The following is a 26,683-nucleotide window of genomic DNA, read 5'->3' as shown; positions in this document are numbered from 1 at the left end:
TACCGAAAAAATAAAATGAGCAATGAAAATATCTACTAAAACGATCATTTTTTTAGGAATATCATTATGCTGTACGTCAGCAAATTATGCCCAGACAACGGTTCACAATTATGTAGATCCTATGATTGGTTCTGAAGGAGTAGGCCGTGTTTTTATTGGTCCGTCATGTCCATACGGAATGGTTAAACCTAGTCCCGATTGTACGGTAAGCCCCAACAGTGGCTGGTTGCCATTGCCTAAAGAAGTAACCGGATTTAGTCAGGTTCATGTGAGCGGAACTGGTGGTGGACCTAAATACGGAAATATTCAGATTATGCCTTTTTCTGGCGTTTTGGATAAGCTTGATCAGGCTTCTCACAGGACTGAAGAAAATGTAAAACTGGGTTATTATGAAACGGTTTTTAAAGAAAATCACATTAAAACTGAAATTACAACCGCCGAGAAAGTTTCATTTTACAGAATTACGTATCCAAAAAATGCAACAAAAGATTTAAAAATTGACCCGGGATTTTTTCTGGGAGAATCTCATGAACCTGAAGGAAGGGAAGCTCAGCAGTTTGTGGGTTCTCAGATTGAAATTGTTTCAGATACCGAAGTTCGTGGTTACAGCAGAATCAGAGGCGGATGGAATAACGGACGTGCTTATACTGTTTACTTTTGGGCAACATTTGATCAGCCAATTGCAAAATACGTTACATGGAAAGACGGCAAATTTTATAATAATCAATCGGCTCAATTTGATTCAGGAAAAAAAACAGCTGCTTTGGTTTCTTTTGGGAAAGACGGAAAACAGGAACTCAATGTGAAAATTGGTATTTCTTTTTTAAGCGAATTAAAAGCAAAAAACAATATTGAAGTCGAAATTCCACATTGGAATTTCAATACGGTTTTGTCATCCTTAGAAAACAAATGGGAACAGTTACTAAGCCGTATTCAGCTTTCTCCCGATACTTCTGCAGATTATAAAAAGATGTTTTACACTGGTTTATATCACACCATGATTATGCCTGTTGACAGAACCGGAGAAAATCCTTTATGGACGAATGACGAACCCTATTACGATGATTTTTATTGTATCTGGGATACTTTTAGAAGTTCGAGTCCATTGATTACGCTTATCGATTCTAAACGTCAGGTAGAAATTGTCAATGCAATGCTGAACATTTACAAACGAGAAGGTTATTTACCGGAAGGCAGAAGCGGTAATGATAACGGTAGAACTCAGGGTGGCTCAAATGCAGAGACAGTTCTTGCTGATGCATTTGTAAAAAACTTAAAAGGAATAGATTATGAACTGGCATTAAAAGCAATGCTTAAAGATGCGACAATACCGCCTGGTGGAAATGAAGAGAGAGAAGGAAGAGGCGGTTTATTGGATTATTTACGTTTAGGTTATGTTCCGTTTGGTACAGATCGTGCCGGAAACCGTACCATGGATTATGCTTACAACGATTATAATATTGCCACGGTTGCCAAAGGTTTAAATCATACTGAAATTTACAATCAGTATATCAAACAGGCTGATAACTGGCAAAATTTATGGCGTTCAGATTACGTGAATAATGGTGCCACAGGATTCATTATGCCAAAAGACGCTTCTGGTAACTGGCTGGATGATGTTGTTTTTGGCGAATCAAAAATTCAGAAACCGACTTATAAATATACCCCAGTCATTACAGAATCCCCATGGTACGTTTGCCACTGGTGCGTATTCTTTTATGAAGGAACTTCATGGGAATATTCGTTAAGTGTTCCGCATGATCTTCCCGAGGTTATTCGCAGATCAGGTGGTGACGTTGCTTTCAAAAACAGACTGGATACTTTTTTTGATTCTAAATTGTATGACGTTTCGAATGAACCTTCCTTTTTGGCGCCTACAATGTATCACTGGATAGGTAAACCGTATTTGAGCAGTGACCGAATCAGAGCCATTATAAAAGATAATTTCAATACGTCACACGAAGGGTTGCCTGGTAATGATGATTCAGGTGCTATGTCGTCCTGGCTGGCTTTTCATATGATGGGATTGTATCCAAACGCCGGTCAGCCTTATTATTTACTGAATACACCCTTGATTAAAGAAATTACTTTACAAGTAGGAGAAGGCAAAAACTTTAAGATTATGACCAAAAAAATGAGCGAAAAAAATAAATACATCAAAACTGCTCTTTTAAACGGACAGCCTTACAACAAAGCCTGGATTTCGCATGAAGATATTGTTAAAGGAGGTGAATTGATTTTCGAAATGGATTCAAAACCTTCTGTTTGGGGAACAACTATTTTACCACCAAAAAAATAAGCAATGATGAAAAATACAATTTTTACCGTCCTTTTTTGTGGAATAATTCAGTTAGTTTCAGCACAGGGTTTTGTTCCAACAATAAAAAACAATACCGAATTGCATTACATCTGCAAACTCCACGGTCAAACCCGAACTTTAACACTGACGTCTAAAATAACGGCAGATGCACTTGTTTTGAAGCTCGACACAAGAGATGTCAATAGCAATATTGTTACTACTACTGAAGCTCTGAAAAACGGTAATGCTTTAAGTTATAATCAAGGCGAAGATGCACCGATTTTAAATCTGAAATCAAACGAAACTTTCTTTATGATTTCACAGTCAGCTTATCAGGATTTAGTGAAAAACAACAAATTCGTTTACAATAATACAACTTATGTTTTAGATCAAGACACAGATAAAAACAGTATAACCATTGAAGGAAAATCTGTAGATGCTCTGCATATAATCGCACAGATTGATGAAACCGAAATGTGGATTGTAAAAAATCCTGAGTATCCTTTAATCTGTAAAATAACTAAAAACCCGTTGGGAATCAACTGGACATTAGTAAAAATTGTAGATAAGTAATTAGGGATATTTTTAATAAACCAAATCAAAAAGTTAAATCAGTAATAAATAACAATATGAAACATCAAATGAGCCGAGGAGAGTTTATAAGGCTGGGAGGCCTTTCGCTTGCAGGAGCTTTAGTGAGTAATGTTGTTTTTGCAAATGATTTTTTTTCAGACAACATTACTGCGAAAGAAGATACTGAATTAATGAAAAAGCTCATTTTGAGCAATGATGCGAAGGTTAGAAGCATATTAAACAAAGCTCCGGTTGATCCGGCTGTGAAACTCAATAATTTTCGCGGAATTGCAGCTGCTATAACCACAATGACAGCTTCCATATCTAATCAGCAATCAGAATTTTATAAGTCAAAAATTTTGACTGAGAAACTGAATGAAGCTATTGATGTTTTGTTAAAGGAACAATACAGCGATGGTACACTGGATGCAGGAGGAAACAGGCAGTCTCCGCCAGACACGGCTTTTATTTTAGAATATATTTGTCCTGCTGCAATCATTTTAAAAAACAACAAACAAAAAGATTTAGAAGGATTACGGGAAAAACTGAAAAAGTTTATTCTGAATGCAGGAGAGGCTATGGTTACCGGAGGTGTTCATACACCCAACCACAGATGGGTGATTTGTGCTGCTTTGGCTAATATTAATTTTTTATATCCTGATGCCAGATACGTGCGAAGAATTGACGAATGGCTGGCTGAGGGGATTTATATGAATGAAGACGGGCATTATGCTGAACGAAGCGGAATTTATTCAGCTGTGATAGACAAGGCTTTGATTACTATGTCCCGATTATTAAACAGACCGCAGCTGCTGGAAATAGTAAATAAGAATCTGATCACTTATTTTTATTACACTGAACCAAATGGTGATCTGGTTACAGTTGATTCAAAAAGACAGGATCAGTTTATGAATTTAAAGGTTTCCAAGTTTTATCTGCAGTACCGATATATGGCAATCCGAAACCATAATCCGGTATTTGCTTATATGATTAATGTTATTGAAAAACTTCCGGATTTTGCCAACGAAATTTTGCCCGATTCTTTGGCCTTTTTTATGGAAAATGAAGAACTCAGAAAACAAATTTCTGTAAAAGGAACGGTTGAAAATGATTTTGAGAAGTTTTTTGCCATTTCAAATCTGGCAAGGATTAGACGCGGTAAAACTTCGGTAACATTATTTGGAGGGAATGACAAGCCGGTAATGATTGTTTCAGGAAGATCCTCGAATCCGAATTTTTTAATGTATCGAAAAGGAGAAGCAATACTAAAATACATGCGCCTTTCTACTTCGTTTTTCAGGATGGGATATTTCAGCAGTGACGGAATCATAAAAGAGGGAAATAAATACATTCTGAAAGAAACTAAAGAAGCCGATTACTATCAGCCACTTACCGAAGAATTTCGCAAAGCAGATGGTGATTACAAACTATCCGAATCTCCTGATGGACGTTTTTGGAATAAAATGGATTTTGATTCCCGTATAAAAAGCAACGTAAAAACGCAGACAACTGTTATTGAAATTACAGAAAATAACGGTGCGTTAAGTCTTGATTTTAAAGTGGACGGGCCTCCAAATGTGGAAGTAACTATCGAAATGTGCTTTAAAGAAGGAAGCAATGTAACCGGTGCGATAATGGATGAAAAAAAGAATTTTTTCCTGAAATCAGGACAAGGAACACTTTCAGCAGGAGGAGATACCATACAATTCGGCCCGGGGAAATGTGAGCATTTAAATATAGAAAATCTGGATAGTGAGGAATATACCTATCATCAGGGAAGTCTGCGCACAAATGGTGAACATGTATACATTACCGGATTTACGCCATTTCATCACAAAATGGTTATTTCTTAATTAAACACTACTTACATGAATTTTCAATAAGTCTTAGTCAGTTTTAAAATTTAATTTAATGAATTAATAATTTAATTTAAGAATTAGTTTCAATTAAAAACAGATTTGAATTTGTGTGAATCTGTGAAATTTATATTTAACTTTTTTAAACGATTAATTTCTTAATATTATAAAAAATGTTGTGGTATTATTGAAAGGTTGTTTTATTTTTACGGAAATTAAATTAATCTTATAAATAATTGAAATTATGAAATTATCATTTTTAGCTGCTTTACTGTTTTGCTGTATTGGTTTTGCACAAAATAATACAGACACCAGTTTGTATATGAAGTCCGATAAAATAACGTATTTAACAGATATTGGTTCAGAGTCGGGAGATTTGTACAAAACAATCGGGCATCACGGACCGGCAATTGAAAACGAGTGGATGGCATTGAGAATTTATTTTAGCGATAAAGTAGCTATTGATGTATATAATAAAGCTAAAGCAGGATTAGAACTTAAAAAAGCACAGTGGTACCCAACTCCGGAACAGCAAAAAGAAGGCTGGGGAGCTGATTATTATAAAGTAGCAGCAACCAGTGGTTTAGGAGGTGTAAAACTTTGGGACGGTGAAAAAGTAGTTCCGTTGAACCCTGTTACAAACCGTTTGGCCCGTGTTGGAAAAACAGATACTACTTCATGGATGGAAATGATTTCAAAAGGTGTTCCTTACAAAGGGAAAAAAGTAGATATCATGGTTCGTGTAACTGTATTTTCAGGAAAAAGAGATGCTAAAGTAGAGGCTTTCAGTTTAACCGGTGAAAAAGTACAATTTGTTACAGGAATCAATTATTTTAAAGATTTCGGAATTAAAAAAGGTGCAAATTATATTGCGGTATGGGGAAAACACCCTGAAGACGTAGCAGCAGAAATTATTGAAGTTGGGGCTGCCATTATGTACAATCCTAAAGATTATGTAAAAACTAATGATGATGGAACGCAATATTTGTTAATCTCTAAACCAACAAAACATTTAGAAACAAAAATTATATCTTCTTGCGCAAGAGAAACAGAACTAAACACTTTAGATAAATTAGAAGCTTACATTAAATAGTAAGATTATCTGATTTATATTTTATTACAGACAGTTTTAGTTTAATTTTTTTTGTTTGACGGTATTTACTAAAAGAATAAAAATGTCAAAAATTAAACTAAAACTGTTTTTTATTACCTCATTAATCAGTCTTTTTACGTTTGGTTTTGAATCGAATGCGCAGAAATCTCAAAAGGATTTTCTAATTACCCAATATGGTTCAAAAGCAGATGGAAAAACGATTAACACTATTGCAATCCAAAAAGCAATTGATGCCGCTTTCAAAAATAAAGGAGGCCGTGTAGTTTTTCCCAAAGGAACCTTTTTGTCAGGGAGTATCTTACTAAAAAGCAATGTAACTTTATATTTTGAAGAAGGATCGGTATTACTTGGAAGTACAAATCCGAAAGACTACCCAAATATGACTTTTGAAGGAAGACCTGATTCTCCTAAGAAAGACGACAACTCCCAAATGGCTTTGATTATTGCTCATAAAGCCAAAAACATTTCGTTAAAAGGCCAAGGAACTATTGACGGTCAGGGTTTACAACTGGCTTTAAATATTGACAGTCTTCATCATGCAGGTATTGCTGTAGATCCAAAATACAGTCTTCGCAGAAACAGACCAAATGAAACCATGAGGCCAAAATTATTTCGTTTTTCACAATGTCAATCTATTGTAATCGAAGGACTGAAAGCAGGAGAAGCTTCCTGCTGGGGTTTGTCCTTCGAATTATGTAACAACTTAGTTTTGGATAATCTCAAAATAGTAAACCGTTCTTACTGGAACAATGACGGAATAGATATCACAGATTGTAAAAACGTAAAAGTAACCAACTGCGATATCAACGCTGCCGATGACGGAATTTGTTTAAAATCCTATTACCCGGGATTTTATAATGATTCGGTTTGTATTTCTAATTGTACCATAAGATCCAGCGCAAGTGCCATAAAGTTTGGAACTGCCTCTTTTGGCGGATTCAAGAATGTTATCATCAGGGATATTAAGGTTTATGATACATTTCGTTCAGCCATTGCAATAGAATCTGTTGATGGTGCTTTTATAGAAAATATAGAGGTTTCAAATATAGATGCCGTGAATACAGGCAATGCTGTTTTTATACGTTTGGGACAGCGAACAGGTGATAAACCCGGAAGTATAAAAAACGTACACTTGAAAAATATAAAAGTACAAGTACCGTTCGGACGTCCCGACATTCATTATGATTTAAGAGGACCAGAAGTCGATTTCTTTCACAATCCTTTTCCGTCATCGATTGTAGGCTTGAAAGGGCATAATATCGAAAATGTAGTTTTAGAAAACATCGAAATCAATTACCCCGGAAGAGCTACAAAGGGAATGGCTTATATTCCGTTAAACCGATTACATCAGGTTCCGGAAGCAGCACAGGATTATCCTGAATTTTCTATGTTTGGAGAATTGCCTGCTTATGGTTTGTATGTGAGACATGCCAACGGAATAACTATGAAAAATATCAAATTCATATTAGATGATGCTGATTTCAGGCCTGCTTTTATATTTGATGATGTCCAAAATATAAATATGGAGAAAATAAATCTTCCTGAAACAAAACACAAACAAATAATTTTCAAAAATGTAGTTTCAGCAATGTTAGAAAATGAGTTGTCAGAACAAAAACTAATGATAGATAAACAGTAAGATTTTGAATTAAAGATGTGTCAGGCTGAGCGGAGTCGAAGTCCCTTATGGTTTAAAAGCCTTCGACTCCGCTCAGGATGACACCTAATATATTAATTAAAGTATGTGTTTTAAAATTAGTGAAACGCCTTTTTTTAGTTTACAAAATCTATGTTTTAAATAAAAAAGTTATATGTTAAGAATATCAATTTGCATACTGCTAACACTTTCTTCATTTGCCTGTAAATCCAATAAGGCAGAAAGAAAAGCATCTTTGAAAATCGCTTTTATTGCCGATGCTCATTTACAGGATATTTTTGCAAAATTCGAAGACAATAATTACAAGGGAATCCAAAATCCCGTAACCGGAGAATACGCTAACATCAGGACAATGAATGCCCAATTGCATTCGACCCGAATTTTTAATGAAAACTATTTTGCTTTTTTAGAAGCTTTAAATGATATTTCAAAAAGAGGAATCAAACAGGTTGTACTTCCGGGTGATTTTAGTGATGATGGACAGCCCGTTCATGTGAGAGGTTTGAGGAAAATACTTGACGAGTATTCTAAAAAATACGGCATGTCATTTTTTGTAACTACCGGAAATCACGATGTGGTAAAACCCTTTGCTCAGGAAGCCCTAAAAACCGATTTTTTAGGGAAAGACGGTAAAGAACAAATTATAAGCAGCTCCAAAAACAATCTTCCTAAACATGAAAATCAGTTAGAACCTGTTATTACAGCCGATATCAAAAACTGGGGCTACAAAGAAACGCTAAATGAAATGCAGGCTTTCGGATTTTTTCCGCAAAAAAACTATTTGTATTGGGAAACTCCATTTTCAGATTATAATTATGAAAGTTATAATTTCGAAAAAGCTTTAGCTGAATCGGATTTAGAAAAAAGAACTTATTCTGTAAAAAACACGAATTTATTTCTTCCTGATGCGAGTTATCTCGTTGAACCTGTAAAAGGAGTGTGGCTCCTTGCAATAGATGCGAATGCTTATGTTCCGAATGAAAAATTATCAGGTCTACCTAATGATCCTCATGATTTTTCCGGTGCCAGTATTGGTTACAACAATGTACTCATTTATAAAAAACATTTAATAGACTGGGTAAAAAAGGTTTCGACAGAAGCAAAACAAAAAGGAAAAACTTTGATTGCCTTCAGTCATTATCCGATGGTGGATTTTAACGATGATGCTTCTCCTGAATTAAAATTGCTTTTTGGGTCAAACAAAATGCAATTATCAAGAGTTCCAAATGAAGAAGTAGCCCAAATTTTTGCCGATGCAGGAATTCAGATTCATTTTGGCGGACATATGCACATCAACGATACGGGAGTGCGAACAACTGCAAAAGGAAATACGCTATTTAATATTCAGACTCCTTCTCTGGCTGCTTATATGCCTGCTTATAAAATTCTAACCATACATCCAAATACAGTTCTTGAAGTAGAAACTGTGGTGATGGACAAGGTTTTAAATTTTAATAGTTTGTTTCCTTTTTATAATGAAGAATATACTCATTTACAGCAGATAAAAAGCCCTTCAATTTGGAATAGGGAAATTCTTAATACTAAAGATTATAAAGACTTTACAAAATGGCATCTAAAGGAATTAGTGAGGCTTCGGTTTTTACCGGAAGATTTTCCTTTAGATATTTCAGTCTCTCTTTTAAAACTTTCAGGAGCAGATTTAGCGTATATAAATAAAAATAATGCAGAAGTTGATGCAGCGTTTAAAAATAATTCTCTGACCATAAAAGATTTTGAATCCTGGACAGGTTTTGACATGATTTTCGATTTTTACAGATTGAAAAACGCTGATGAATTGGCCATTCCTGAAATAGGAACAAATAGATTAAAACAATACCAAATAGTTTGTGGACAATTAGAAAAATCAAGTAATGAGAAACTGGTTTTATGGGGAAAAATATTTCTGAAAACAATGAACAGCAAACCTTCGAATCATTTTAAGATTGACTTAAAAACGAATCAGATCATGCGCATAAATCCTTAAAATTAGCTAACTTTATTTAACCAAAAACCTCAATTCTATTTATAATTTATTTTATGAGAAAAAATCCTTTCATATTATTTCTGATCGTATTCATTTTTTATAATTCATATTCGCAGAATATAAAATTTACACATTACAACGATAATAATGGGTTGTCGCACAACTCTGTTAGACATATTGTTCAGGATAAAAAAGGTTTTTTATGGTTTGGAACTTTCTCCGGACTGAATCGTTTTGATGGCTATCAGTTCAAGAATTATCTAAGTTCTTCACTTGGCAATAATAAATTATACAATGACGACATTACAGCATTAGAACTCGATGAAGCATCAAACCACTTATGGATTGGTACCCGAAAAGGTCTGACGCTTTTTAAAATGGATACTCAGGCTTTTGTAACTTTTTTGCCTAATAAAAACAACGCAAACAGCTTACCTGAAGAAGAAATTCGTTCTGTACATGTAGGCAAATTTAAAAGAGTTTGGGTTGGGACTAAAACCAAAGGGGCATATATGTTTTTACTTGAAGAAAACAGATTTGAAAAGATTCCGATTAAAGGTTTTGATTATGTAAAAGAAATTTTTGAAGATAAAAAAGGAAATATTTGGGTTGGGAGTTACGAAAAAGGATCTGTGGCTAAAATAACGCTGGATTCAAAAGGTGCCATAGTAAGAATTAATAATTACACACTTACAGTTCCAAATTCTAATATCAAAAACCCATATGTCAACTTTATTTATGAAGATGCAAAATCCGATATTTTCGTAGGAACCCGTGAAGGGCTTTATAAACTGGATCAAAAGAAAGATTCTTTTACCAACTTATATATTGAAAACAAAGAAATCAGAGGAAGCTTAGGGCCTTATTTTTTATCAGTTGCTCAGGCACCTGATGGTAAATACTGGGTAGGAACTCTCGGAGGGTTATTGGTTTGCAAACAATTAGAAGATATACAGAAAGGGAATTACAAATGGTATTATTCCATATTGTCAGACAACACTTCTATCGTTGACAATTTGATTTCGGCACTTTATTTTGATGCCTCAGGCGTATTATGGATCGGAACAGAAGACGGACTGGATAAGTATGATCCTTACGAAAATCAATTTAACTTTAATAAAGATATTTCGCGTTACATAGGCAATCAGGCACCGCGTATAAGAGGTTTTTCTAAAACGTATGACGGAAAAGTAATTGTCGTAACCAATCATAATGGCCTTTTTATTTCAGGTTCCAATGGATTTGCTCCCTTATATAATACAGGAAAAGACATAGCCAGTATTTATTCTGATGATGGAAAGATTTTTTATTGCGGACTCTGGAACGGAAATATTTTAGTCTATAATTATGCTTCAAATAGTGCCAGAGAAATTTCTGCAGGCTTTGAAACGTCTCCTGTATTTGCTTTTAATAAAATAGACAATCAGTCGATGATGGTAGGTTCATTTGGAGAAGGAGCGGTTATTCTGGACACCAGAACATTATCAGTTCAGACTTCAAAAGGTAAATTATTACCCGGTTTTCAAATTAATGCCATAGAAAAAGACGGTCAAAATAATATCTGGTTTGCGACAGAAACCGGTGTTGTAAAATACAATACTATTTCGGGCAAAATTGAAACCTATAAAACACTTTCCAAAAGAGAAAACAGTGCTCCGCATGAAGATAATGTAAGCGATATTATGATTGACAAAGCCGGGAGGATTTGGGCTTCGACACGTTTTGGATTATGTCGTTATGATACTTCAAAAAACAAATTTGTTACGATAACCAAATTTAAGGAACTTTCGGGTAAATGGGTTACGGATATGTTATCAGATGCAAAAGGGGATTTGTGGTTAAATATCAACAATAACAGTATTGCATGGGTTAAATCTGATCTGAAAGACATTAATATTTACCATGTAAACAGCGGAAACAGATTGGATGTATTTAGTTCAGGAGGTTTTTTTAACTTTAATTCTAATATTTATTTAGGCGGTAAAAACGGTATTATTTCTTTTTCACCGCAATCGATGAAAAGAAATAAATGGTCACCTTTACCGGTAATTACCGAATTTAAAATCCAGAATGAAGAGGTGTTTCCGGAAATGGAGATCAACGGTGATGTTCCGCTTTCAAAAGAGCTGAATTACGGTAAAGAAGTAGAACTCAATTACAAGAACCGAAACTTTTCTCTTCAGTTTTCAACTCCTTCATTTGCAAATGAAAAGCTGAATAAATTTCAATACATGCTTGAAGGTTTTGATAAGGACTGGATATCAGCAAACAGCAATTCAAGAACCGTTCAGTACACCAACCTTTATCCTGGAAGTTATGTGTTTAAAATAAAATCGGCTAATAGCGACGGCAATTGGAGTAAGGTTGTTTCTTATAAAATCAAAGTACTTCCACCATTTTGGCTTACTCCAATCTCATTTTTATTGTTTTTCCTGCTTCTGACCCTTATTTTTTATTTTATCAGAAGAGAAATTAAAAACCGTATTCGCTTGAAACAGGAATTGCTTACCGAAAAAGTAAACAGGGAGCATGATGTAAAACTGAATAACGAAAAGCTTCGATTTTTTACCAATATTTCTCATGAGTTAAGAACACCGTTAACACTTATTTTAGGTCCTGCAAAGCAATTACTGGACGAAAACAGTAATGCTACAGATTATGAAAAAAGCAGGTACAATCTTATTTATCAAAATGCCAGCAGGCTATTGAATCTGGTAAATCAGGTACTTGATTTTAGAAAAGCACAATCAGGTGAATTGAAACTTAAGGTCACAAAAACTGATATTCTGAGCTATTCGAAAAACATTTTTGATTCTTTCAAAGAAATGGCTTTCAACAAAAAAATCAAATTGAATTTTATTACTGAGGACGAATCTATTGAGGGATGGGTAGATAATGATAAGTATGATAAAATTCTTTACAACCTGTTATCCAATGCTTTGAAGTTTACTAATAAATACGGAAATGTAGATTTATTCATCCGACTAAAAAACAATACAGATGAAATTCTAGTTATTGAAGTAATTGATGATGGTATCGGAATTCCGCTGAAAAGTCAGGAAAAAATCTTCAAACGATTTTATCAGGCAACCAACAGTAAAGCTCATAATACGGGTTCAGGTATTGGTTTGTCTTTGGTAAAATCATTAGTAGCGATTCACAAAGGATCAATCGCTGTAGAAAGTTCTTTAGGTAAAGGAAGTACATTCAGGGTTGAAATTCCGATAGATCGTGTTTCTTATGAAAGCAAAGAAGTTTTTGAGTATGCTTTGAAAAATGATAATCTGAGCATGCTGATTCCTGAAAAATCAGTTAAAAAAACGATTCAGAATACCGAATTGAAACAAAAAATACTGGTTATTGAGGATAACAGTGAGCTTAGAAAATATCTGGTAGATTTTCTCTCTGATTATTATAAAGTGTATGATGCAGAGAATGGGGAAGAAGGTCTTAAAATTTGCCGACAAATAAAGCCAATTTTATGTGTTGCCGATGTAATGATGCCTGTAATGGATGGGCTAGAATTTTGCAAAGAACTAAAAAACGATGAATTTATCAGCCATATTCCGGTTGTACTCCTAACGGCATTAGGGGAAAATGTTGACAAAGTTAAAGGATACGAAACAGGTGCCGATGGTTACCTGGTGAAACCTTTTGAACCAACATTATTAAAATCAGTTATCGAGAATGTTATCAAATCACGATTAGATCTGAAAGTAAAATTTTCAGGAGAAGTAGAGAGCAAAGTAAGTTTACTGACCCATTCTCCAATAGACGAAGAGTTTATGGAAAAAATTACCGCTTTAATCAATGATAACCTGAGCGAACTGGATTTGTCAACAGAATTTTTGTGTGATAAACTGGGAGTAAGTTCGTCAAAACTATACCGAAAGATAAAAGAATTGACAGATCTGGCTCCAAACGAATTCATCCGAACCATCCGTTTAAAAAAATCGGCAGAACTTTTAAAAACAAAAAAATACAACGTTTCTGAAGTAACGAATATGGTCGGGTTTAATGATCCGTTATATTTCAGCAGATGTTTTAAAAAACAGTTTGGTTTTCCTCCGAGTAAGCTTATCAATTAGAGGGACCAAAATTTATTATATAAAAAAGCAAAAATATTTAGGCAAAATCTGTAAAAAGAGTTGTTAAATAGTCCATATTGTACACTAAATGTAAAAAGTCAATTTTATAAAAAGAAAGTGTTTTTTGAAAATTGAATTAAAAGTATAATTCTTACATTAGCCGGTTCTAAATCTGAACTATGGAGAATTTTATTCTTTTTGCATTAATTGTATGCGTTGTTGTTTTATTTAATAATCTTTCGAAACTAAAAATAGAAAATGAACATTTAGATTCTCTTTATAAAAAAAATAAAGAGGATTTTAATGCCTTGAAAAAGGAAATTATTGAAATCAAAAAGCAACTTGAACAATCTGATTTTGTTGCTAAACAAGCACATGAAAAAGAAATAATTCCTGAACAGGTACAAGATATTGTTTCTCCGGTTGTTCCCGTGCCACTCGAGATTGTTGGAGATACTATTCAGACGGAAACAGATACTGCTGTCGATGAAGCTCTTGAAATACTTACTTTGAGCTACGAAAAGCAAACGGTTTACTCAGAAGATAAAAAAGAAAATGTTTCCGCAATAGAAACTCCGGAAGCTGTAGAAAATATTGAAATTCATGAAACACATGAACCAAAATCACAACCGGAATTTCAAAAGCAGGAAGAAGAAATTTATGTAGAAAGTGCATTTTCGATTCTAATAAAAAAGCTGGAAAAGCAATTTGCCGAAAACTGGACCGGAATTTTAGGAACGGCTATTATGGTTTTAGGAATTGGTTATCTGAGCATTTATACAGCTCTGAAAGTTTCACCAATGCTTCGAATTTTGATTCTTTGGCTTTATGCAGGAATTTTGGTTGGCTCGTATTTCTTTTTACAGAAAAAAGAAAAATGGTTTAAAACAGGACTTTGGCTTCGTAGTGCAGGCGCAAGTTTATTTTTGTTTGGCTGTTTTGGTGCTTCGCAAATTCCGGCACTCACGTTTGTGCATAGTATTCCGCTCGCATATTCGCTCATTGGAGTTGGAATTGCAATCAATTTATATGTTGGTTATATTATAAAACAGCAGACTTTCTTATCGCTTCACGTGATTCTGAGTGTCCTGGTTTTATGTGTAATTCCTGAAAAACTTTTAATTACATTTTTATTAGCGGCAGGAACTGCTACTGCCGGAATAATTTTATCGTATAAAGAAAAATGGGAATATCACTTATTGATTGTTATTTCTGCTTTTATCATATTTGACATTTGGTTTACTCAGGGTACACATTCTTTAAGTCCTTCTCAAAACATTTTTGCTATAATTGGTATTATATTGGTTTCTGTAAGTTGCATGTACATGCAATACCGTAATATTTATGCAGATACACGTTTTGACCGAATTGCTTTTATAACACATTTGACCAACTGGATTTTATTTGCTACAGGTTTAATTTTACATTCCACAGGAAGCAAAATCAAGATTTTCGTTTTATTTGCTGCAGCCATCATTTGTATTTTTGCAACTCTTTTTGCCAGAAAGAAAAAGATTTTTTGGCTATACCATTTAGACGGAATGGTTTCATTTATTCTATTTGCTTTAATTATTATAATGCTGAACGACTGGAAAGTAGGTTTTGATGTTATAGCTTGTGGGTTATACCTCTTAATCATTTCTTGTTTATTCGTAGTTTACAAAAGCAAAGAAATTTTACTGCATAAAATATTTTTAGGACTTAATCATATTTTCTGTTTAATTGCTTTTGTCTTTTTTGTGACGTACATCAATCCGTCATTTGAACAAAGTCACATTACAAATTCTTTTGCCACTGTGATTGCAATGTTTTCTATGACATTACTGGTCTCTGTTGTTTCTGCTGCAAAAAAAGAGTTTTTCGAAATAGATCCTTTTATCATTAAAAAAGATTTAAGCTTAAACGGAATATTCTCTGTTCTTTTTTCCATATTGTTTTTTATAAGTTGGTATCATACGATTGAGTTCTCGTTTTTTTATCCACTTTTATTTATTGCTTTAATGTGGTGTGGTTTACGATTCAGATTCAGAACGAATACTTTTGATCTAGGTAGATTTATCTTTTTAATCATTACTATTTTCACAGGAACCCTATTAGTTCTCACAGAACCAAAATCTAATTTGGATATTGCCTTCTTTTTAGGGATTATTGCAGTAATAACAGGTAACTGGTTTGTGAAATTATTTTATAATGATGATTCAATCATCAAAACCATTGGAATTATTGGCGTAAATGGTTTATTGGTTTCGCTTTTATACAAATATTTAGCGTCTTATACTATTATTCAGATTTTAGGATGGTTTGGTATTGCCTTGCTAAATCACGAATTTTTATGGATTCAGTTTAAACGAAAAACACTTAGAACGGATAACCAAATAGTGCTTTATGGCTTTTGTTTGGTATTTTCGATCTTTGGAAGCGCTTTGTTTGCCTATAATACCCGATTTTTAACTCATACCGAAATTGGATTAACTGCTGTTGGACTTTCTATAATTGAAATCTATATTCTATTTGCGGACAAAATCAGAAACAAATCGAATGCTGTGATTTCAGGTTGGGGGAAGTTAAACAGATTAAATTCTGAATTCATTCTTTTTAACGCTCTGGTCTTTGGATTTTCCTGTATTCAAATGGACTACATTCCTGTTTATTTAGGAGTTTTAGCATTGGTTACTTTTTGGGTTTTTCAAAAAATTGACAGACTTAAACGTTATAATATTTACTCTTTTGTCTTTTTAAACGTGGCTATATTTTTAAGCCTTTATTTAGCTGCTTTTGATTCAAATACAGTTAGTAAAAATATGCTTTACATTACGCAGGGAGTACTTGTTTTATTATCTGTAGGCTATAATTATCTTCAAATGAAAAGCCCAAAAGAAGGAGGGAAAATGTTTATTGCATTTTTACCTGTTATTCAGAATATATGGGTAATCGCTTTATGGTTTATTCAGGTTGAAGTGGTTTATTTACCGCCTTTATTAATGCTTTTGGCAATCCTGAATTTTGGTTTGATACTATACAGAAAAATAGAACTGGCTCCGGAAGCCGTTTTAGGCATTGCAGTTTTATCTATTATGACTTCTATTTTTTATAGTATCAGAGAACTTAATGATTTTACCTTGCTTGCATGGGGCTTACAGCTTTCAAGTATCGTTTTATTGATTGTTTTAGCACTTTTGATAAACAAAAAAGAGTTTATAAAATCACTAAAGATAGATTATCAGATTGTCATAAACATTTGGCTCTCTATCATTATGTTCACACAATTAGAACACAAATGGCTTCCTGTATTTTGGGCGGCAACAGCCATAATAAACATGGGGCTTTATTATAAAAAAATAGGAAGCAAAAAAGAAATCAGTGTTGTATATTATTTATTAGCAAATTTTCATCTAGCTTTTATTAGTTTCACTTATTACGAATCTAAATTTGAATATGTTTATCTCATCATATTTGCACTGTTAGCATTGTATATTTTTATTACTTATAAATATATCGAAGATTTCAAGTTTAAGAACAATATCATTATTTATCCGGCGACTTTTAGCATCGGGTTATTTTTGTATCTCACGTTCGACAAAGGAATCTTAACTTTCTTTTGGATTTTAGAATCTTTAGGATTACTAGTACTTGGAATTATCCTTAAAGAAAAATATTTCCGTTACGTTTCACTTTCGTTAGTCGGTGTTTGTGTAATCCGACTTATGTTTTTCGATTTATCAAATGCAGATTTCCTTATCAGGGCTTTAGTTTTATTAGGCGTTGGAGTAGTACTTTTAGTAATGAATACTTTGTTTAAAAAGTACAAAGAACGTTTTGATTAAAAATTGCAAACGTAGAGATGCACAGTAGTGCATCTACACATTGATAAACCAGAAAATGAGACGCACGGTTGTGCGTCTCTACAAATATTTGGATCTTAAATATTTTTCCTTGTAACCCGTTGGGTGAAATTAAAAATAAGTGTCAGGCTGAGCGTAGTCGAAGCTCTTTCGTGTTCAAAAGTCTTCGACTCCGCTCAGGATAACATCAATTCCTTGAGTTATAAATGATGGTTCACTACTGATTTTATACTTTTTATAATCAAATCAATTTTTTTAATCAATTTCACCCGACGGGTTTTCCTTTTAGATTTAATAAATTAATTTGTACAATGGATAAATAAAGGCTTCGGCATTGATTCACAATAACTTTAATAACTATTTTTTATTGAAAAATTCATATAATTTTAAATTCTATCCATGTTTTTGATGTATTAGTCCATTTTGTTTCCTGTTACTAAATCTATTTTTGTCTTATAACTTTTAATTTAAAATCTTATGAAAAAGAATATAGACACAGATAATCCGTTGCATAATTTAGATGAGTGGGAAGATGATTTGTTAATACGTTATCCGGATCCTTCTGAACCTGTAAAAGAAAAAGAAGAGTTTAGAAATTATGTAGATTCAGAAAGAGTAGAAACGGTTAGAGAATTTTACAGAATAAACCATACGTATCAGACTTATGATTTCGTATGCAGCAAAGAGCAGGAATTTTTACAGTTTAATAAAAAACAAATGTCAATTTGGGAAGCAGTTGATTTCCTGAATACACTTGTTGACGACAGTGACCCGGACATTGATTTAGATCAGACACAACACCTTTTGCAGACTTCAGAAGCGATTAGGGCAGATGGTCACCCTGACTGGTTTGTACTTACCGGCTTTATCCATGATTTAGGTAAAATTTTATGTTTGTTCGGAGAACCTCAATGGGCAGTTGTAGGAGATACTTTCCCTGTAGGATGTGCCTATTCTGATAAAATTGTTTATCCTGAGTTTTTCAAAGATAATCCGGATTATACTGATGAGAGATTCAATACTAAATTTGGAGTTTATACCGAAAATTGTGGTCTTGAAAATGTAAAAATGAGCTGGGGACATGATGAATACCTATATCAGATCATGAAAGACTATTTACCGGATCCGGCTTTGTATATGATTCGCTATCATTCGTTTTACTCTCAGCACAAAGAAAACGCTTATTCACATTTGATGAATGAAAAAGATATCGAAATGTTTGATTGGGTAAGAAAGTTTAATCCCTACGACTTATATACAAAAGCGCCTGTTAAACCGGATGTTAAAGCATTATTGCCATACTATAAAGAATTAGTAGCTAAATATTTGCCGGAAAAACTGAATTTCTAAGTATAATTTATATTGGTTAGAATTTTATAATTCTTTGGGTTGGAATATTTCAAAATAGAATTAAATGCAAAAAATCAAAACGAAAATATTTTTATTTGGTCTGTTAGTAATTTTTGTTTCAGGTGCTGCAGGACAGGAAAAAGACAGAAATGACTGGGAGAATCCGCAGGTATTTCAGATTAATAGAGAACCGGCACGAGCGTCTTTTCTCCCTTATGCAGACGAATCATCTGCTGTAAGTGATCAATATGAAAACTCACCATGGTATTTTTCCCTTAATGGTAAATGGAAATTTTCCTGGTCCCCAACACCCGATCAAAGGCCAAAAGATTTTTACAAAACAGATTTTAGCACTTTAAACTGGAAAGAGCTTCAGGTACCCTCTAACTGGGAACTACAAGGCTATGGAATTCCAATCTATACCAATATTACGTATCCTTTTGAAAGGAATCCGCCATTTATCAATCATGCTGATAATCCGGTTGGATCATACAAAAGAGATTTTATACTGCCGGAAAACTGGAAAAACCGTCATGTTTACCTTCATTTCGAAGCAGGAACATCGGCGATGTATATTTGGGTAAACGGAGAAAAAGTAGGTTATACTGAAGATACAAAAAGCCCTGCCGAATTTGACATTTCTAAATATCTGAAACCGGGTAAAAATGATGTTGCTGTAGAAGTATATCGCTGGAGCGACGGTTCATATCTGGAAGATCAGGATTTCTGGAGACTTTCGGGCATAGACAGAAATGTTTATTTGTACAGTACTGATACTATTCGGATTTCTGATTTTTTTGCTAAACCTGATTTGGATTCAAATTATAAAACCGGAAGTTTAAATGTTGAAGTAAGTTTAAAAAACCTGTCTTCTGTTGCTGTAAAAAATCAAAAATTAACTACTAAACTAATTGATGCTTCAGGGAAAGCAATTTTTGTTAAAGATTTAAAAGTGAATTTTGAGGCAAACAAAACCCAAACAGTCAGTTTTTTTCAAAATGTTTCCAATCCAAAGCTGTGGAGCAGTGAAGCACCAAATTTATATACACTCGTTCTATCATTAAAAGATGAAAAAGGCAGTATAATTGAATCCACTTCAACACAAATCGGATTTAGAAAGGTAGAATTAAAAGGAGGGGAATTACTCGTAAACGGCGTACGATTAATGGTTCATGGAGTCAATATCCACGAGCATAATCCTATAACAGGGCATTATCAGGATGAAGCCACGATGATGAAAGACATCAAAATGATGAAACAGCTGAATATAAATTCCGTTCGCTGCAGCCATTATCCGAATAACATTTTATGGGTTAAACTTTGTAATAAGTATGGCTTGTATCTTGTAGATGAAGCCAATATAGAAAGCCACGGAATGGGTGTAGAGGGACAGCCCCTTATTTGGATGAATCCAAAAACGAATCCGGGTTATCTTCCGGAATGGCATGCATCTCATATGGACAGAATTTACAATTTGGTCGAGAGGGACAAAAATGCACCTTCCGTAATCATTTGGTCATTAGGAAATGAAAGTGCCAACGGACCTGTATTTCATGATGCATACAAATGGATAAAAAAGAGGGACAATACACGTTTGGTACAATTTGAACAGGCAAAAGAAAATGAAAACACCGATATCATCTGCCCAATGTATCCTACAATTGCGTACATGAAAGAATATGCTGCTCGTAAAGAAGTTGCCCGCCCATATATTATGTGTGAGTATGCTCATGCAATGGGAAACAGCACAGGTAATTTTCAGGAATATTGGGATATCATTCGCGGAAGCAAAAATATGCAGGGCGGTTTTATCTGGGACTGGGTAGATCAGGGATTTAAAATGAAAGATGAAATCGGACGCGAATATTGGGCATATGGAGGTGATATGGGTGGTCAAAATTATACAAATGATGAAAATGGGTGCAATGACGGATTAGTATGGCCGGATCGTACTCCGCATCCCGGAGCATTTGAAGTAAAAAAAGTATATCAGGACATATTATTTAAATCTGTTGATATTAAGAACGGAGTTATTGAAATAATAAATGATTTTGGGTTCACAAATTTGGAGAAATACCACTTTGAATACCAAGTTGTAGAAAATGGGAAAATCATTAAAGAAGGTACCCTTTATGTTTCCCTGAATCCAAAATCAAAAAAACAGTTCAAAATTGATTTGCCAAAATTACAGGCAAAAGAAGGAACTGAATATTTACTGAATGTTTTTGCCTTTACCAAAACTGGTTCTGAATTACTGCCTCAGCATTTTGAAGTGGCGAGGGAACAATTTGTTATTGAAAGTGATAAATATTTTACGAAGACAGAACTGGTAAATACTTCTAAGATTCAGGATGATAAAAACGAATTTGTTTTGAGTTCAGCAGATGTTACAGTTAAGATCAGTAAGACAACCGGGTTGATTTCGTATTACAGTTTAAAGGGGGAGGAATACTTTAAACAATATCCGGAACCTCATTTTTGGAGAGCCCCAACCGATAATGATATGGGAAATAAAATGCAGATTAGATGTAATGTCTGGAGAACAGCCGGAAAAAATACCACTTTAGAGGATATTCAGGTTGTGGAAGAAAACGGAAAAAAATATGTCATAGCAAAATTAAAGCTTAATGATGTTTTTTCAGATTATACCATCAAATATTCTCTAAATAATAACGGCGCTTTAGAAGTTCAGTCTTCATTTAAACAAGGCAATAACTCTTTACCGGAAATGCCTCGTTTTGGAATGCTATTCGTCTTAAAAAACAATTTTGAAAATCTGGATTATTACGGAAGAGGCCCCTTGGAAAATTATCCGGACAGAAACACAGGAGCTTTCAAAGGGATTTATAAGAGCAAAGTAGCGGATCAATACGTGTCTTACACACGGCCGCAGGAAAATGGATATAAAACAGATGTTCGCTGGTTTTCGCTTTCAGACAATAGTGGAAAAGGACTGGAAATAAAAGGACTGCAGCCTTTGGGAATCAGTACACTGAATAATTATCCAAGTGATTTTGACGCCGGAATTTCTAAAAAAAATATTCACGCCAGTGATATTACACCAAGAAATGAAGTCGTAGTTTGTGTGGACTTAACCCAGCGTGGATTAGGAGGAGACAACAGCTGGGGATTGCCACCGCATGAACAATACCGACTGACGCAAAATGAATACAGTTACGGATTTGTTATAAAACCAATAGAATAATAACCGAAGTAATTTAAGCATGCTAAATCTTGCCCCGTTTAGCACTTAGGTATTTCACTTTTACATCCGATCACGTTCAGATAAAATGAACGTGATTGCTGTAAATTTTCAAGTCATTTAAAAAAGAGTAACCGCCATACTTTTGGCGAAATAATTTTGTAAATCAATAAATACTCATATAAACAGAACAATAAGTTGATACTCAATGCAGGAATCAACAGGTAAAATATGCTTTAAAATAAATCCGGTATGAACAAAATTATTACAAATAACAGATTAGTTTCTTTAGACGTTCTGAGAGGATTTGTTATGTTTTGGATTATGAGCGGCGAACATATCATTCACGCATTGGCCAAAGCAGCCCCAATTCCGGTTTTTGTCTGGATGTCTTCGCAATTGCATCATACTGACTGGGATGGAATCACGTTTTATGATATGATTTTTCCGGTGTTTTTATTCGTTGCAGGGGTTTCAATGCCGTTTTCTTTCGATAAAAAAATGAAACTGGCAGGAGTAATAGCACCAAGTGAACTTCCTTCGCAGGAAAAGAAAAAAATATACCTGTCTATGCTAAAAAGGACTTGCATTCTGGTATTCCTTGGATTTGTTGTCAACGGTTTATTGCGTTTTGACGGATATGACCAAACCCGTTTTGCCAGTGTACTAGGACGAATCGGAATTGCCTGGTTTTTTGCAGGACTGATTTATTTGAATTTTGATTTAAAAAAGCAGATAATCTGGTTTGCAGGTATTTTGATAGGTTATTATCTGGCGATGAAATTAATACCTGTTCCCGGATTTGGAGCAGGCGATCTAACAGCAGAAGGATCACTGGAAGGCTACATTGACCGTCTCTTGCTTCCGGGAAGACTACACAGCAAAGTATATGATCCTGAAGGTATATTTTCGACCATCCCAGCCGTTTCTACAGCTTTGTTGGGAATGTTTTTGGGGACTTTTTTAAAAACCAAAGCAGACTTTCTTTCGATAAATAAAATTATATTGATACTGGTTACCTCGGCTATTGTTTTAATAGGTACAGGGCTTCTTTGGGATTATGATTTTCCTATCAACAAACATTTATGGACTAGCTCCTTTGTTTGTTTTGTTGGTGGATTCAGCATCCTGTTTTTTACATTTTTTTACCTGATTATTGATGTGATGGGCTTTCACAAGTGGGCTTTCCCTTTAGTATTAATCGGTTCAAATTCAATTTTGATCTATATGGCGTCTGAAGGTATAGTCAATTTTAAACACACTGCCGATTTTGTCTTTGGTGGATTAATTAAATTTTCTCCTCCTGGCTGGCAGCCTGTATTTGCAACTATATCGGTAACATTTGTACAGCTTGTTTTGCTTTACTTTTTATATAAGAAAAAATGGTTCTTAAAAGTCTGATTCTATAAAATTATACCTTAAACTAACTAAAAACAACTAAACCACCACTACTAATTATCTAATAAACCAACCTCATTATGAATACTTTACAAAGTGCAGATTACATTGTTTTTCTTATCTATTTTGTGATTGTTGTTTCCTACGGAATGTACATTTACAGAAGTAAGAAAAATGCAATGACCAGTTCCAATGACTATTTTTTGGCAGAAGGCTCACTTACCTGGTGGGCCATTGGAGCTTCCTTAATTGCCTCTAATATTTCAGCAGAACATTTTATAGGCATGAGCGGTTCCGGTTTTGCCATCGGACTGGCGATTGCTTCTTACGAATGGATGTCGGCAGCAACGTTGATTATCGTAGCTATGTTTATTCTTCCTGTCTATCTTAAAAACAAAATCTTTACCATGCCACAGTTTTTGGCTAAAAGATATAACGGAACAGTAAGTACGATAATGGCCATAATCTGGTTATTAATATATGTATTTGTAAACCTTACGTCTATTATTTATTTAGGTGCTTTAGCCATTTCATCGATAGCACCTGTCAGTTTTCAGTTTTGTGTGATTGGACTGAGTTTGTTCTCGATCATTGTGACTTTAGGCGGAATGAAAGTAATTGGCTATACCGATATGTTTCAGGTGATAGTACTAATTTTGGGAGGTTTGGTAACGACGTATTTAGCATTAACCTTGTTATCAGAGCAGTTTGGTTTTGGAAAAGACATTTTAAAAGGACTTGCGGTTATTGCTGACGAAGCACCTGGTCATTTGCACATGATTTTAGAGAAATCGAATCCGCATTACGCTGAACTACCGGGAATGTCGGTATTGGTAGGAGGGATGTTAATCAATAATCTGGCCTATTGGGGATGTAATCAGTACATTGTTCAGAGAGCCTTGGGAGCCGATTTAAAAACAGCCCGAAAAGGAATTTTATTTGCAGCATTTTTAAAACTATTAGTTCCAATTATTGCCGTTTTACCGGGGATTGCCATGTATGTAATGCACCAAAACGGAATGTTTCAGCAGGAAATGGTAGATGCAGCAGGGGTTTTAAAACCGGATCACGCTTACCCAACATTAATGAATTTATTGCCGGCCGGATTAAAAGGAGTAGCACTGGCAGCTTTAACAGCGGCAATTGTAGCATCTTTGGCTGGTAAAGCCAATAGTATTTCGACTATTTTTTCTTTAGATATTTATAAAAAGTATTTCAACAGAGAAGCAACAGAAAGAAAACTGGTACTTACCGGAAGAGGCTGTGTAATAGTTTGTATGATAATTGCGGCTGTTGTGGCACCTCAATTAAAATCTTTAGATCAGGCTTATCAATTTATACAGGAATATGTTGGTTTCTTTTCACCGGGAGTTTTGGCTATCTTTTTATTGGGAATGTTTTGGAAAAGAACTACACCGGCAGCCGGACTTGCCGGAGCATTATTTACAGTACCTGTTGCTGCTGTATTAAAATTTCTGCCAATGTGGACCAACGGAGCCTTTCCTGATTATCCGTTTTTAGACCGAATGACGATTTCTTTCTTTATAATCGTAATTTTAATGATAGTGATTAGTCTTTTGAAACCTTCATCAGAACAACAGCAGCAAACTCATAGTATAGAGGTAGATACATCAATGTTTAAAGTTTCTTCAGAGTTTATTATTGGTTCCTTTATTATTAGTGGAATATTAGTAGCATTATATACTGTGTTTTGGTAAACATAATTGAGGGTAATATAAATGAAAATATAATGAATAATAAAAGAATTCTAAAAAGCAGTTTTGTCATTTTACTTTTTCTTTTCCTGTTTAGTTTTAATACAGAAAGTTATGCTGGTAAAAAGAAAGATTATTTGATTACTTCTTTTGGCGCTGTTGCAGATGGTAAAACAGTAAATACAAAAGCGATTCAAAAAGCAATTGATGCAGCTAATAAAAATAAAGGAGGAAGAGTTGTTTTTTCTAAGGGAAAATTTCTATCCGGAAGTATTATTTTAAAAAGCGGAGTAGAACTATTTTTTGAAGAAGGAGCTGTTTTGTTGGGAAGTACAGATGTTAACGATTATCCAAAATATGAAGGAATAAGAGCGTTAGTTTTGGCTTATGCTTCGAAAAATATTTCGATTACCGGAAAAGGAATTATCGATGGACGAGGAAGAGAATTAGCTTTGGCCGTTGATAGTCTGCACCATACCGGAGTACGAATTGATTCAGAATATAATTACAGAAGGCTGCGTCCAGGAGATGGAAGAGGAAAATTAGTTTCTTTTGTAAAATGCGATTCGATTAAAATCACAGATATTACGCTGAAAAACAGTTCTGGCTGGGTTCAGTGCTTTGAAAAATGCTCTAATATTGTTGTTGATCATATAAATGTAGAAAGCAGAGCTTATTGGAACAATGACGGAATAGATATTAATGGATGTGAAAATGTTAGTGTGACCAATTGTAATGTAAACTCAGCTGATGATGGTATTTGTTTAAAATCAGATTCTCCAGGATTACAAAATAATAACATTTATATCGCCAATTGTATCATCAGATCAAGTGCCAGTGCAGTTAAGTTTGGTACAGGTTCCTATGGAAGTTTTAAAAATGTTACCATAGAAAATATTGAAGTTTTTGATACTTTCAGGTCGGCTATTGCGATTGAATCTGTCGATGGTGCAGAAATAGAAAATATTAAAGTATCGAATATAACGGCTGTCAATACAGGAAATGCAATCTTAATTAGGTTAGGGCACAGAAATGGAGAGAAACCGGGTTACATCAAAAATGTTTCTATTAAAAACGTAAAAGCTCAAATTCCTTTCGGACGTCCGGATATTGATTATGATTTAAGAGGACCGGAAGTAGATTATTTTCATAATCCTTTCCCAGCTTCTATTGTCGGAATTCCCGGATATTCTATTGAAAACGTGACTTTGGAAAACATTGAAATTACTTATCCTGGAAGGGCTTCCAAAGGAATGGCTTATCTGCCTTTGACCCGATTAAAAGATGTTTTAGAAAATATAAAAGGATATCCTGAATTTACAATGTTTGGCGAATTACCTTCATGGGGCTTTTATGTTCGACATGCAAACGGAATTCAAATGAAGAACATCAGGCTGGCTCTTGAAAAAGAAGATTTTCGTCCGGCTTTTGTTTTTGATGATGTAAAAGAATTATATATGGAAAATATTGATGTTCCATCAGATAAAACAAATCAGGTTATTTTTAAAGATGTTTCCTCAGCTAACCTTGATGCAGAAACTTTGAAAAGAAAGAGCGAACCAAAACAAAATACATTTGTATTACCGGCTCATTAATTATTTAAAA

At 34.3% G+C, this 26,683-nt stretch carries 13 protein-coding genes; all 13 read left to right on the top strand.

The genetic code is table 11. The features are described 5' to 3' along the window. Positions 1 to 22 precede the first annotated feature (22 nt). The 13 genes from GWR14_RS02000 (at position 23) to GWR14_RS01940 (ending at position 26,673) form a co-directional block, all read left to right on the top strand. Positions 23 to 2,299, top strand: coding sequence for a GH92 family glycosyl hydrolase (locus GWR14_RS02000; protein ID WP_163407274.1), 2,277 nt, complete (start codon positions 23 to 25; stop codon positions 2,297 to 2,299). Between the two features lie 6 nt (positions 2,300 to 2,305). Further along, the gene (locus GWR14_RS01995) at positions 2,306 to 2,872 is read left to right on the top strand and encodes a hypothetical protein (protein WP_163407273.1); all 567 of its coding nucleotides are present in this window, start codon (positions 2,306 to 2,308) and stop codon (positions 2,870 to 2,872) included. 56 nt (positions 2,873 to 2,928) lie between these two features. Next, a complete protein-coding gene (locus GWR14_RS01990; protein WP_163407272.1) occupies positions 2,929 to 4,725 on the top strand; it encodes a hypothetical protein in 1,797 nt (598 codons plus the stop codon). Positions 4,726 to 4,972: 247 nt separating this feature from the next. Next, positions 4,973 to 5,821 (top strand): DUF4861 family protein, encoded by an 849-nt coding sequence (locus GWR14_RS01985; RefSeq protein ID WP_163407271.1) that lies wholly within the window; start codon positions 4,973 to 4,975, stop codon positions 5,819 to 5,821. Between the two features lie 82 nt (positions 5,822 to 5,903). Further along, positions 5,904 to 7,481, top strand: coding sequence for a glycoside hydrolase family 28 protein (locus tag GWR14_RS01980; RefSeq protein WP_163407270.1), 1,578 nt, complete (start codon positions 5,904 to 5,906; stop codon positions 7,479 to 7,481). Positions 7,482 to 7,653: 172 nt separating this feature from the next. After that, a complete protein-coding gene (locus tag GWR14_RS01975) occupies positions 7,654 to 9,483 on the top strand; it encodes a metallophosphoesterase family protein (RefSeq protein ID WP_163407269.1) in 1,830 nt (609 codons plus the stop codon). Between the two features lie 53 nt (positions 9,484 to 9,536). Then, entirely contained in the window at positions 9,537 to 13,571 is a 4,035-nt protein-coding gene (locus tag GWR14_RS01970; RefSeq protein ID WP_163407268.1) for a hybrid sensor histidine kinase/response regulator, read from the top strand. A 179-nt stretch (positions 13,572 to 13,750) separates the two neighbouring features. Further along, positions 13,751 to 17,395, top strand: coding sequence for a DUF2339 domain-containing protein (locus GWR14_RS01965; RefSeq protein WP_163407267.1), 3,645 nt, complete (start codon positions 13,751 to 13,753; stop codon positions 17,393 to 17,395). 495 nt (positions 17,396 to 17,890) lie between these two features. Continuing rightward, on the top strand, positions 17,891 to 18,763 hold the full coding sequence (locus GWR14_RS01960) for an inositol oxygenase family protein (protein ID WP_163407266.1): 873 nt from the start codon (positions 17,891 to 17,893) through the stop codon (positions 18,761 to 18,763). 64 nt (positions 18,764 to 18,827) lie between these two features. Next, positions 18,828 to 21,968, top strand: a complete 3,141-nt coding sequence (locus GWR14_RS01955) for a glycoside hydrolase family 2 TIM barrel-domain containing protein (RefSeq protein ID WP_163407265.1) — start codon at positions 18,828 to 18,830, stop codon at positions 21,966 to 21,968. Between the two features lie 249 nt (positions 21,969 to 22,217). Continuing rightward, complete coding sequence (locus tag GWR14_RS01950; RefSeq protein ID WP_163407264.1) at positions 22,218 to 23,366, top strand: acyltransferase family protein; 1,149 nt, start codon at positions 22,218 to 22,220, stop codon at positions 23,364 to 23,366. 77 nt (positions 23,367 to 23,443) lie between these two features. Further along, entirely contained in the window at positions 23,444 to 25,081 is a 1,638-nt protein-coding gene (locus GWR14_RS01945) for a sodium/sugar symporter (RefSeq protein WP_163407263.1), read from the top strand. 32 nt (positions 25,082 to 25,113) lie between these two features. Next, on the top strand, positions 25,114 to 26,673 hold the full coding sequence (locus tag GWR14_RS01940) for a glycoside hydrolase family 28 protein (RefSeq protein WP_163407262.1): 1,560 nt from the start codon (positions 25,114 to 25,116) through the stop codon (positions 26,671 to 26,673). The last annotated feature ends 10 nt before the right edge of the window (positions 26,674 to 26,683 follow it).

It is taken from the genome of Flavobacterium ajazii (assembly GCF_010614725.1).
Lineage (GTDB): Bacteria > Bacteroidota > Bacteroidia > Flavobacteriales > Flavobacteriaceae > Flavobacterium > Flavobacterium ajazii.
Note: the sequence above shows the minus strand (reverse complement) of the source record. Positions and strands in the feature narration are given on the sequence as shown.